Origin of the sequence: Paraburkholderia sp. PGU19, from assembly GCF_013426915.1 — a bacterium.
Taxonomy (GTDB): domain Bacteria; phylum Pseudomonadota; class Gammaproteobacteria; order Burkholderiales; family Burkholderiaceae; genus Paraburkholderia.
Genome location: NZ_AP023179.1, coordinates 1,129,734 through 1,142,245 on the forward strand (window position 1 = coordinate 1,129,734; position 12,512 = coordinate 1,142,245).

General features: G+C 62.2%; 9 protein-coding genes. 8 read left to right on the plus strand and 1 reads right to left on the minus strand.

What is annotated here, in order from left to right:
* Positions 1-453 precede the first annotated feature (453 nt).
* From carA to H1204_RS05215, 4 genes are all read left to right on the plus strand, one after another.
* The gene (gene carA, locus H1204_RS05200; RefSeq protein WP_180730215.1) at positions 454-1,608 is read left to right on the plus strand and encodes a glutamine-hydrolyzing carbamoyl-phosphate synthase small subunit; all 1,155 of its coding nucleotides are present in this window, start codon (positions 454-456) and stop codon (positions 1,606-1,608) included.
* Between the two features lie 137 nt (positions 1,609-1,745).
* Positions 1,746-5,000, plus strand: a complete 3,255-nt coding sequence (carB, locus tag H1204_RS05205; RefSeq protein WP_180730218.1) for a carbamoyl-phosphate synthase large subunit — start codon at positions 1,746-1,748, stop codon at positions 4,998-5,000.
* 152 nt (positions 5,001-5,152) lie between these two features.
* Entirely contained in the window at positions 5,153-5,629 is a 477-nt protein-coding gene (gene greA, locus H1204_RS05210; protein ID WP_180730221.1) for a transcription elongation factor GreA, read from the plus strand.
* 19 nt (positions 5,630-5,648) lie between these two features.
* Entirely contained in the window at positions 5,649-6,155 is a 507-nt protein-coding gene (locus H1204_RS05215) for a DUF4149 domain-containing protein (protein ID WP_180730871.1), read from the plus strand.
* A 160-nt stretch (positions 6,156-6,315) separates the two neighbouring features.
* On the opposite strand, the gene H1204_RS05220 is transcribed toward H1204_RS05215, so the two are convergent.
* On the minus strand, positions 6,316-6,858 hold the full coding sequence (locus tag H1204_RS05220; RefSeq protein WP_180730222.1) for a YhbY family RNA-binding protein: 543 nt from the start codon (positions 6,856-6,858) through the stop codon (positions 6,316-6,318).
* 298 nt (positions 6,859-7,156) lie between these two features.
* Here H1204_RS05220 and H1204_RS05225 point away from each other — a divergent pair, with 298 nt between their 5' ends.
* The 4 genes from H1204_RS05225 to glmM all read left to right on the plus strand — a co-directional run bounded on the left by H1204_RS05225 (position 7,157) and on the right by glmM (position 12,301).
* Positions 7,157-7,819 (plus strand): RlmE family RNA methyltransferase, encoded by a 663-nt coding sequence (locus H1204_RS05225; protein WP_180730872.1) that lies wholly within the window; start codon positions 7,157-7,159, stop codon positions 7,817-7,819.
* Positions 7,820-8,005: 186 nt separating this feature from the next.
* On the plus strand, positions 8,006-9,895 hold the full coding sequence (ftsH, locus tag H1204_RS05230) for an ATP-dependent zinc metalloprotease FtsH (protein WP_180721938.1): 1,890 nt from the start codon (positions 8,006-8,008) through the stop codon (positions 9,893-9,895).
* 176 nt (positions 9,896-10,071) lie between these two features.
* On the plus strand, positions 10,072-10,914 hold the full coding sequence (gene folP / locus H1204_RS05235; RefSeq protein ID WP_180730873.1) for a dihydropteroate synthase: 843 nt from the start codon (positions 10,072-10,074) through the stop codon (positions 10,912-10,914).
* Positions 10,915-10,942: 28 nt separating this feature from the next.
* Positions 10,943-12,301 (plus strand): phosphoglucosamine mutase, encoded by a 1,359-nt coding sequence (gene glmM / locus H1204_RS05240; RefSeq protein WP_180730225.1) that lies wholly within the window; start codon positions 10,943-10,945, stop codon positions 12,299-12,301.
* Positions 12,302-12,512: the final 211 nt, after the last annotated feature.

Sequence of the window (12,512 nt, forward strand, 5' to 3'; positions counted from 1 at the left end):
GCCGGGCATGTCCTGATACACGGTGAAGGGCCCGCCAGGCGGGCTGCGCGGCAAGCTGATTGCGCCCCGAGCGCCTGATAACGCCAGGTTTGCCGCGCCATCGCCCATCTCGGATTTGAAGAGAAGGGTCATTTCAGGCTATAATTTCAAGGTTTGAGCTTATCAACCCGCACCCTAGCGCCTACCTCTCCCATACCGTTCATCCGCCGCGTTTCGTTGTAGTCCCGGTTGTTTTTCATGAGTGAAACCTCCCGGCTACCGTCGCCAGCGGCCCGCAACCAGCCAGTTCGCCTACACAATGGGCCAACTGCCAGCTCTGCGGCGCCCCATGCGACCCTCCGCGAACAGCGACAACGCGAGCGAGCCTGCGCGCGCATCGAATGATGCGCCTCGCCGCGGCCCGCACGGTCGGATAGACAGGTCGGCAACAGGGTGCTCCCCAAGGAGTCTCCCGTGTTGCCGTCATTTTCTCCCGCTCTGCTCGCGCTCGCCGACGGCACGGTCTTTCGTGGTTACTCGATCGGCGCGCCCGGTCATACGATCGGTGAAGTCGTCTTCAATACGGCCATCACCGGCTATCAGGAAATCCTGACCGACCCCAGCTACGCGCGCCAGATCGTCACGCTGACGTATCCGCACATCGGCAATGTCGGTGTGAACGCCGAAGATGTCGAAGCCACGAAAGTCCATGCCGCCGGCCTGATCATCCGTGATCTGCCTGTTCTCGCGTCGAATTTCCGCATGGAGCGCACGCTCCCGGATTACCTGAAGGCGGAAGGCGTCGTCGCGATCGCCGGTATCGACACCCGTATGCTCACGCGCGTGCTGCGCGACAAGGGCGCGCAAAACGGCGCGATTCTCGCAGGCTCGGATGACGAGGCGAAGGCAATCGAACTCGCGCGCTCGTTCCCCGGTCTCGCGGGCATGGACCTCGCGAAAGTCGTGTCGACGCAAAAGCCGTACGAATGGAAACAGACGGAATGGCGTCTGGGCAGCGGCTACGGCATGCAGAATACGCCGCGCTACCGGGTGGTCGCATTTGACTTCGGCGTGAAGTACAACATTCTGCGCATGCTGGCGGAACGCGGCTGCCAGGTCACCGTGCTGCCGGCGCAAGCCACGGCCGCTGACGCGCTCGCGCTGAATCCGGACGGCATCTTCCTGTCGAACGGCCCCGGCGACCCGGAACCGTGCGATTACGCGATCGCCGCGACGCGCGAATTCATCGAGCGCGGAATTCCGACGTTCGGTATCTGCCTCGGCCATCAGATCATGGGTCTCGCCGTCGGCGCGAAGACGATGAAGATGAAGACGGGCCACCACGGCGCGAACCACCCCGTGAAGGACCTCGACGATGGCCGCGTCGTGATCACGTCGCAGAACCACGGCTTCGCAGTCGACGCCGACACGCTGCCCGCCAACGCAAAGGTGACGCACGTGTCGCTGTTCGACGGCACGCTGCAAGGCTTCGCGCTGACGGACAAGCCGGCGTTTTGCTTCCAGGGTCACCCGGAAGCATCGCCCGGTCCGCACGACATTGCCTACCTGTTCGACCGCTTCACCGCGTTGATGGATACGGCGAAGGGCAACAAGTCGGCAGCGGCGTAAGCAGGCGCTCGTACAAGCAGCGACGGAAGAAAGCGCGCCCCGCGACGCCGTTCAGGCCAGCCCAAATGGGCCGGCCCGAACGGCACACCGCCGGCGCGCCAACAGTAAGAACTCAGGAATACATTAGCGAGAGCGTTATGCCCAAGCGGACAGACATCAAGAGCATCCTCATTATCGGCGCGGGTCCGATCATCATCGGCCAGGCGTGCGAGTTCGACTACTCGGGCGCGCAGGCGTGCAAGGCGTTGCGTGAGGAAGGCTACAAGGTCATTCTCGTCAACAGCAATCCGGCGACGATCATGACCGACCCGAATACGGCCGACGTCACCTACATCGAGCCGATCACGTGGGAAGTGGTCGAACGCATCATCGCGAAGGAGCGCCCGGACGCGATCCTGCCGACGATGGGCGGCCAGACCGCGCTGAACTGCGCGCTCGATCTGCATCACCACGGCGTGCTGGAGAAGTACAAGGTCGAACTGATCGGCGCATCGCCGGAAGCGATCGACAAGGCCGAAGACCGTCAGAAGTTCAAGGACGCGATGACGAAGATCGGCCTTGGGTCGGCGAAGTCAGGCATCGCGCATTCGATGGAAGAAGCGATGGCTGTGCACGCGGAAATCGCGGCGTTCACGGGCGGCAGCGGTTACCCGATCGTGATCCGTCCTTCGTTCACGCTCGGCGGCTCGGGCGGCGGCATTGCGTACAACCGCGAAGAATTCGAAGAGATCTGCAAGCGCGGTCTGGATCTGTCGCCGACGCGCGAACTGCTGATCGAAGAATCGCTGCTCGGCTGGAAAGAGTACGAGATGGAAGTGGTCCGCGATAAAAAGGACAACTGCATCATCGTCTGCTCGATCGAAAACCTCGATCCGATGGGCATCCACACGGGCGACTCGATCACCGTCGCGCCGGCGCAGACGCTCACCGACAAGGAATATCAGATCCTGCGTAACGCATCGCTCGCGGTGCTGCGCGAGATCGGCGTCGATACGGGCGGCTCGAACGTGCAGTTCTCGATCAATCCCGTCGATGGCCGGATGATCGTGATCGAAATGAATCCGCGCGTGTCGCGTTCGTCGGCATTGGCGTCGAAGGCGACGGGCTTCCCGATCGCGAAGGTCGCGGCGAAGCTCGCCGTCGGCTACACGCTGGACGAACTGAAGAACGAAATCACGGGCGGTCAGACGCCGGCATCGTTCGAACCGACCATCGATTACGTCGTCACGAAGATTCCGCGTTTCGCGTTCGAGAAATTCCGCGAAGCCGATCCGCGTCTGACCACGCAGATGAAGTCCGTCGGCGAAGTGATGGCAATCGGTCGCACGTTCCAGGAATCGTTCCAGAAGGCGCTGCGCGGTCTGGAAGTCGGCGTCGACGGTCTGGACGAAAAGACCACGAGCCGCGACGAAGTGATCCGCGAGATCGGCGAAGCCGGCCCGGATCGCATCTGGTATGTCGGCGATGCTTTCCGCCTCGGCTTGACGCAACAGGAAATCTTCGAGGAAACGGCGATCGACCCTTGGTTCCTTGCGCAGATCGAAGAGATCGTCCGCAAGGAAAAGGCGCTCGAAGGCCGCACGCTCGCGAGCCTCACGAAGGAAGAACTGAAGTATCTGAAGCAGAGCGGCTTCTCGGATCGCCGCCTCGCGAAGCTGCTCGGCGCGACGGGCGCCGACGTGCGCAAGCGCCGTATCGAACTGAACGTGCGCCCGGTGTACAAGCGCGTCGATACCTGCGCGGCTGAGTTCGCGACGAAGACGGCGTACATGTACTCGACGTACGAAGAAGAGTGCGAAGCGAACCCGACCACGAACAAAAAGATCATGGTGCTGGGCGGCGGCCCGAACCGGATCGGCCAGGGCATCGAGTTCGACTACTGTTGCGTGCACGCCGCGCTCGCGATGCGCGAAGACGGCTACGAAACGATCATGGTCAACTGCAACCCTGAAACCGTTTCGACCGACTACGACACCTCGGACCGTCTGTACTTCGAACCGCTGACGCTCGAAGACGTGCTTGAAATCGTCGACAAGGAAAAGCCGCTCGGCGTGATCGTTCAGTACGGCGGTCAGACGCCGCTTAAGCTCGCGCTCGATCTCGAGGCGAACGGCGTGCCCATCGTCGGCACGTCGCCGGACATGATCGACGCCGCGGAAGACCGCGAGCGTTTCCAGAAGCTGCTGCAAGACCTCGGTCTGCGTCAGCCGCCGAACCGCACCGCGCGCGCCGAAGATGAAGCGCTCAAGCTTGCGGACGAAATCGGTTATCCGCTTGTCGTGCGTCCGTCGTACGTGCTCGGTGGCCGCGCGATGGAAATCGTCCACGAGCCGCGCGATCTCGAACGCTATATGCGCGAGGCTGTGAAGGTATCGAATGATTCGCCCGTGCTGCTCGACCGCTTCCTGAACGACGCGATCGAATGCGATGTGGACTGCATCTCCGACGGTGACACGGTGTTCATCGGCGGCGTGATGGAGCACATCGAGCAGGCAGGCGTGCACTCGGGCGACTCGGCTTGCTCGCTGCCGCCATACTCGCTGTCGAACGAAACCGTCGCTGAACTCAAGCGACAGACGGGCGCGATGGCGAAGGCGTTGAACGTGGTCGGCCTGATGAACGTGCAGTTCGCGATTCAACAGGTGCCGCAGGCGGACGGCTCGAAGCTCGACGTCATCTACGTGCTCGAAGTGAACCCGCGCGCTTCGCGCACGGTGCCGTACGTGTCGAAGGCGACCAGCTTGCCGCTCGCGAAGATCGCGGCGCGCGCAATGGTCGGCCAGAAGCTCGCGCAGCAAGGTGTGACGAAGGAAGTCATCCCGCCGTACTTCAGCGTGAAGGAGGCGGTGTTCCCGTTCGTCAAGTTCCCGGCAGTCGACCCGGTGCTCGGACCCGAAATGCGTTCGACGGGCGAAGTGATGGGCGTGGGCCAAACCTTCGGCGAGGCGCTGTTCAAGTCGCAGCTTGCGGCGGGTTCGCGTCTGCCGGAGTCGGGCACGGTGCTCTTGACCGTGATGGACGCCGACAAGCCGAAGGCCGTCGAAGTCGCGCGTATGCTGCATGAACTGGGCTACCCGCTCGTCGCGACGAAGGGCACGGCGGCGGCAATCGAAGCGGCGGGCGTCCCCGTGCGCGTCGTCAACAAGGTGAAGGACGGCCGCCCGCACATCGTCGACATGATCAAGAACGGCGAGATCGCGCTCGTCTTCACGACCGTCGACGAAACGCGCGCCGCCATCGCCGATTCGCGTTCGATCCGCATGAGCGCGCAGGCGAACAAGGTCACGTACTACACGACGATGTCGGGTGCGCGTGCCGCCGTTGAAGGCTTGCGTTATCTGAAGGATCTGGAAGTCTATGATTTACAAGGACTCCACGCTCGCCTAAACTAAGGCTTCAGTTTCCTGTCCAAGACATAAGTGCCGCGGTTAAGCGGCGTCCCTAAGGTGTCAGATCGGGCTTTACGCCACGCTTGAACACCTGTACGGGATGCACTTAACCGCGGTGATTTTTTTTGTGGCTGTCTTTTGCCAAAGAGTTGTTTATGAGCACTATTCCATTGACGAAGCGCGGCGCAGACCAACTGCGCGACGAATTGCAGCGCCTGAAATCGGTCGAGCGTCCGTCGGTCATCAATTCGATCTCGGAAGCGCGCGCCCAGGGCGATCTGTCGGAAAACGCCGAGTACGACGCTGCGAAAGAGAAGCAGGGCTTTATCGAAGGCCGCATCGCTGAGATCGAATCGAAGCTGGCGGCTGCGCAAATCATCGATCCGTCCGCACTCGACGCGGAAGGCCGCGTCGTGTTCGCCGCGACGGTCGATCTGGAAGATCTGGATTCGGGTTCTTCGGTTACCTATCAAATCGTCGGCGATGACGAAGCCGATCTCGAGCACGGCCTGATTTCCGTCAGCTCGCCGATCGCACGCGCGCTGATCGGCAAGACGGAAGGCGATGTCGCGTCGGTACAGGCACCGGGCGGCGTACGCGAGTACGAAATCATCGCGGTCCGTTACATCTGAGGCGGTTGCCGTGTCTTCGATGCCGCATCGCCTGTTCCGCCTGCTGACGGTCGTTTGGGTCGGCAGCTTGCTGACCATTGGCTATGCCGTGGCGCCCGTGCTGTTCACGTCGCTCGACCGGGTGACGGCGGGCGCGGTCGCGGCGCAACTGTTTCGCATCGAAGGCGTGATCGGCGTGGTGTGCGGCGTGCTGCTGCTTGCGCTTTGTAACGTGCTGGTCCGGCGCGGCGGCGAGGCGTACCGGCGTCTGCGCTGGCTGATCGCCGGTATGCTGGTGTGCGTGCTGGTCGGCTACTTTGCGCTTCAACCGTTCATGAATGCGCTGCGCATCGCCGCGCAGGAAGCGGGCACGGATGTCGGCCACTCTGTTTATGCGAGCCGCTTTGGCATGCTGCACGGCGTGTCGAGCGTGTTCTATCTGATCGAAAGCCTGTTGGGTATCGTGCTCGTGTGGAAGCTGCCGGCGGGAACGGGCATCACCGTAGAGCGCGGCGCGGGACGCGTTGCTGGCCGGACGGCGGGGTAGTGTATCGACGCTGATCGTTTGTCCGCGTGGGCGAGTAGCTTGGTCCGACAGCACTCAAGTACGCGGCGGATCGCCGCACAAGGCGCGGCACCCGCTAAATTCTTTTCGGGCGGCGCGGCCCAGTCCAAATATCAAACCGGTTTCCCGCGCCACGCCCGTTTTATTTCGACGTCTGATGCATGCGCTTCGCGCTGGTCTGGCGTTTCTTCGCTTTCTTGATGTTGCCGCCCGCGGTGACGCGTTCGTTGCCGCGAACCACCAGTTTCTGCGCTTTGGGCTTGCGCATCGGATTTTCGGACGGCTTGACGACCTTCACGACGCGAGGCGCGCGTCCCTTGCCCGCCGGTGCATCGCCGAGGGCCTCGCGGACGCTCGGCAGCGCGCCACGCTTCGTCTTCGTAGCGGCGGGAGCACGTTCGGCGGCCACCTTTTCCGGCTTCCAGATGACGAGCAGCTTGCCGATATGCTGGATCGGCGCCGCATTCAGGCGATCGCAGATGTCGTCGTAGATGGCGATGCGCTCTTCGCGCTCGTCGCCGAACACGCGGATCTTGATCAACTGGTGCGCTTTCAGATGGACCTTGATTTCAGTCAGCACGGCATCGGTCAGCCCTTCGGCACCGACGATCACGACCGGTTTGAGCGCGTGAGCCTGGGAGCGCAATTCGGCGCGTTGTTCGGAAGAAACTTTGAGGGCTGGCATGAGAAGTAGAGGACTCGACTAAAATGGCGACGCCCGCGAGCAGGGACCGGTGGTCCGGCAAACCGGCGATCCGGCGGAACAGCAGGCGGTGCGCGAAAAACAGGAAACTGCGGTTAGGACACTGCGGGCGATGAATCCGGCATCAAGGCCGACGCCAATTGCGATGGCAGCGGCGACGGCAGCGCGGACTACCAGCAGAATCACGAGCGCGGAAGGCGGCCTTTGGCTGCAGCCGCGCGAATTAAACGCGTATTATCCGCTAAAAGCGCGGCATTACGTAGCAAGAGTTCAACGTTTAATGGCAAAAAACAAGTTCAACACGTCGTGGCTGCACGACCACATCAACGATCCGTACGTGAAAATGGCACAGCGGGAGGGCTATCGCGCCCGCGCAGCCTACAAGCTGAAGGAAATCGACGAGCAGGACAAGCTGATCCGCCCGGGTCAGGTGATCGTCGATCTGGGCGCCGCGCCCGGCAGCTGGAGCCAGTACGTACGCAACAAGCTCGCGCAGGGCGAGCACCGCGACGCGCGGCGGGACGGCGGGATCGACGGCACGATCATTGCGCTCGACTTGCTGCCGATGGAACCGATCGCCGACGTTCATTTCATTCAGGGCGACTTCCGCGAGGACAATGTTCTCGAACAACTGGAAGAAGTCGTCGGAGAGCGTGATGTCGATCTTGTAATTTCGGACATGGCGCCCAACCTGTCGGGAGTGGCGGTGGCGGATGCCGCGCGAATCGAGCATGTGTGCGATCTCGCGCTGGAGTTTTCGCAAAACCACCTCAAACCCGATGGTGCCCTTTTAGTCAAATGCTTTCACGGCAGCGGTTACAGCCAGATTGTCGAAAAGTTCAAGCATCAGTTTAAGACGGTGGCCGCTCGCAAACCGAAGGCGTCCCGGGACAAATCCTCCGAGACGTTTATTCTGGGAAGGCATCTGAAGCGACCCCGTTAAACCGGGTGCAATGATATGTAAGCCCGCATTTCCGGCACGCCGGAAAATAAGAGCGCTGAGGTTGCGCGGTACGCTATTTATGCGGTAGCGAATGCTTATGGCAGGGGTCTTCGGACTGGATTAGAATGCCTGAGTGGTGCCGCAAGGCAAATGTAGGCGCTTGTCTATGAGTGAAGGAGTGGTGCTTTGAACAACAACATGTTTTCGAAAGCAGCAGTGTGGCTGGTGATCGCACTGGTGCTGTTTACGGTGTTCAAGCAGTTCGACAAGCCCCGTGTCCAGGAAGGCGTTTCCTATTCGCAGTTCATGGACGACGCGAAAAGCGGCAAGGTCAAGAGCGTGATCGTTCAAGGGCGCAACCTCACGGTGACGCCGGCCGACGGTCAGAAGTATCAGATCGTGTCGCCGGGCGACATCTGGATGGTCGGCGACCTGATGAAGTATGGCGTGCAGGTCAGCGGCAAGGCGGATGACGAGCCGAACGCGCTAGTGTCCGCGTTGTATTACCTCGGGCCAACCATCCTGATCATCGGGTTCTGGTTCTACATGATGAGACAGATGCAGGGAGGCGGGAAAGGCGGTGCGTTCTCGTTTGGTAAATCCCGTGCGCGTCTGATCGATGAGAACAACAACGCAATTAATTTCTCGGATGTCGCCGGCTGCGACGAAGCTAAGGAAGAAGTGTCCGAACTGGTCGACTTCCTGCGCGATCCGCAGAAGTTCCAGAAGCTGGGCGGCCGCATTCCACGCGGCGTGCTGCTGGTCGGTCCGCCGGGAACCGGTAAGACGCTGCTTGCGCGCGCTATCGCGGGTGAGGCGAAGGTGCCGTTCTTCAGCATCTCGGGTTCGGACTTCGTCGAAATGTTCGTCGGCGTTGGCGCGGCTCGTGTGCGCGACATGTTCGAGCAGGCTAAGAAGCATGCGCCTTGCATCGTGTTCATTGACGAAATCGACGCGGTCGGCCGTCATCGCGGCGCCGGCATGGGCGGCGGCAACGACGAACGCGAACAGACGTTGAACCAGATGCTCGTCGAGATGGACGGCTTCGAAGCGAATTCGGGCGTGATCGTGATCGCTGCGACGAACCGTTCGGACGTGCTGGACAAGGCGCTGCTGCGTCCGGGCCGTTTCGACCGTCAGGTGTATGTCGGTTTGCCGGATATCCGTGGCCGCGAGCACATCATGAAGGTGCACCTGCGCAAGGTGCCGATTGCGAACGACGTCGACGCGGCAGTGATCGCGCGTGGCACGCCGGGCTTCTCGGGCGCCGATCTGGCGAACCTCGTGAACGAAGCGGCGCTGTTCGCTGCGCGTCGCGGCAAGCGCATCGTCGAAATGCAGGACTTCGAGGACGCGAAGGACAAGATCTTCATGGGTCCGGAGCGCAAGTCGGCCGTGATCCGCGAAGACGCGAAGCGCGCGACGGCTTACCACGAGTCCGGCCACGCTGTGATCGCCAAGCTGCTGCCGAAGGCAGACCCGGTGCACAAGGTCACGATCATCCCGCGCGGCCGTGCGCTGGGCGTGACGTGGCAATTGCCGGAGCACGACAACGAGACGTATTCGAAGGACTACCTGCTCGACCGTCTGGCCATCCTGTTCGGCGGCCGCGTGGCGGAAGAACTGTTCCTGAACCTGATCAGCACGGGCGCATCCGACGACTTCAACAAGGCGACGGCCACGGCGCGTGCGATGGTGGCTCGCTTCGGCATGACCGACGCGTTGGGACCGATGGTCTACGTCGACGACGAGAACGATGCGTCGCCGTTCGGCCGGGGCTTTACGCGCACCATTTCGGAAGCGACGCAGCAGAAGGTCGACGCGGAAATCCGACGCGTGCTGGACGATCAGTACAACCTCGCCAAGCGTCTGCTCGACGAGAACCGCGACAAGGTCGAAGCGATGACGGCCGCGCTGATGGAGTGGGAAACGATCGACGCCGATCAGATCAACGACATCATGGCTGGCCGTCCGCCGCGCTCGCCGAAGAGCTCGCCGTCGCCTGGCGATGCATCCGGCGGCAGCAGCCCGGGCACGGAAGTGAAGCCGGGCAGCGCGACCGCGCCGGCTACCTGATGATCGGTTAAAGGTGTTTTACGGGCCGGTGTGTTTTCACACCGGCCCGTTTTCATTTCTAATGCTGCTCGGATCGCGATACAGCTGTTTCGCGATCGTTCCTAACCTTCGCCTATGTAGTACGGTCCTGTCTCGTGTCAAACGCCCAATCCCCGCTTTATCCCATTCCCGAGCCGATGCAATGCGGCCGGTTCACCTTTACGTTCGAATGCCCGCTCGTGATGGGCATTCTGAATGTCACACCTGATTCGTTTTCCGATGGCGGTCTGTACGCAGAGCCCAGCAAGGCGAGGCTGCAGGCGGAACTGATGCTGGCCGACGGTGCCGACATCATCGACATCGGCGGCGAGTCGACCCGGCCCGGTGCGCCGCCCGTACCGCTCGAAGACGAACTCGATCGCGTGATACCGCTCGTCAAGGAACTGAGCGACGCAGGCATCCCCGTATCCGTCGACACGTATAAACCTGAGGTTATGCGCTATGCGCTGGCGGCCGGCGCTGATCTGATTAATGATATCTGGGGCTTCAGGATGCCTGGCGCGATCGACGCTGTGAAGGACAGCCAGTGTGGTCTGTGCGTGATGCATATGCTCGGCGAACCGCAGACGATGCAGGTCGGCGAACCCGCCTACGCGGATGTCGTCGCTGAGATCCGCGCCTTCCTCGACGAACGTGTCAATACGATGATGAGCGCAGGTGTTGCAAAAAATCGCATCAGCGTCGATCCAGGATTCGGATTTGGCAAGACGGTCGAGCATAATTACGCGCTGCTCGCTCACTTGTCTCAGACCGCGCCGATCGTCGGCACGCCGCTGCCTATTCTGGCCGGTATGTCACGCAAGTCGATGCTGGGCGCTGTCGTGGACAGGCCTGCGCGGCAACGCGTAGCCGCGAGTGTCGCGGCGGCTGTGTGCGCGGCTGAACGGGGGGCGGCGATCATCCGCGTGCATGACGTAGAGCAGACGGTGGATGCACTAAAAGTATGGGCGGCGACGCGCGACGCAGCGCGGCGCGCCTGATCTCCACGCTTGGGAGGAAAATTCCAATATGGCACGGCGATATTTCGGAACCGATGGGATTCGAGGCAAGGTCGGCGAAGTGCCGATCACGCCTGACTTTGTGCTGCGGCTCGGCTACGCAGCCGGCAAGGTGCTCGCGGGCGCCGACACCTGGGCAAATACGGGCAAGCGGCCTACGGTGTTGATCGGCAAGGACACGCGCGTGTCGGGCTACATGCTCGAAGCGGCGCTGGAGTCGGGCTTTTCGGCGGCGGGCGTCGACGTGATGCTGGCCGGACCGATGCCGACGCCGGGCGTCGCATATCTGACGCGCGCGCTGCGTCTGGCGGCGGGCGTCGTCATCAGCGCGTCGCACAATCCGTACTATGACAACGGCATCAAGTTCTTCTCCGCCGACGGCAACAAGCTGCCGGACGAAGTCGAACTGCAGATCGAAGAACAACTGGACAAACCGCTCGACTGCGCGCCGTCCGAGCGCCTCGGCAAGGCGCGACGTCTGGACGACGCGGCAGGCCGTTATATCGAGTTCTGCAAGAGCACCTTCCCGCAGGCGTTCGATCTGCGCGGCATGAAGCTGGTCGTCGACTGCGCGCACGGCGCGGCGTACGACGTCGCGCCGCAAGTGTTCCATGAGCTCGGTGCGGACGTGATCACGATCGGCGTCTCGCCGAACGGCTTCAACATCAACGACGGCGTCGGTGCGACGGCGCCCGACGCGCTCGTGCGCGCGGTGCGCGCGAACCAGGCGGATCTCGGCATCGCGCTCGACGGCGACGCGGACCGCCTGCAGGTCGTCGACGCGAATGGCCGGCTCTACAACGGCGACGAGCTGCTGTACGTGCTGGTGCAGGACCGGATCGCGACGCAAGGCAAGGTCGAAGGGGCAGTCGGCACGCTGATGACCAATATGGCCGTCGAAGTCGCCTTGAAGAAGGCGGGCGTGCAGTTCGTGCGCGCCGCCGTCGGCGACCGCTACGTGCTGGAACAACTGCGCGAGCATGGCTGGGAGCTCGGCGCGGAAGGCTCGGGCCACATCCTGTCGCTGGATCGCCATTCGACGGGCGACGGCATCGTCTCCGCGCTGCTGGTGCTGGCAGCGATGCAGCGCAGCGGCCGTTCGCTCGAGCAACTGCTCGAAGGCGTCAATCTGTTCCCGCAGAAGCTGATCAACGTCCGGATGCAGCCGGGCGCGGACTGGAAGGGCAGCGACGCGATCCGTCGCGCGATCAGCGAGGCGGAAGGCGCGCTCGACGGCAGCGGTCGCGTACTGATTCGCGCGTCGGGCACCGAGCCTGTCCTGCGCGTGATGGTCGAGGCTGCGCAAGAAAAGGACGCCGTGCATCATGCGGAAACGATCGCGGCTGTCGTGAAGCAAGCGACGACCTGATTGTGCCAGTAGCGTTTGACGAGAAGGGCGGCGTTATGCCGCCCTTTTTTTGCACAGTCGTCTCGTTGAGCGCTGAGCCCGCAAACGTTCGCAACGGGCCGATTTCGAGCGCAAAACCACCGATTCACAGCGCATCTGCTCCTGCAGTAGAAACCCTGAGATAGCGCCTTTCACGGCCGTAATAGAACTGTCACACGAAGTTCACGAATAG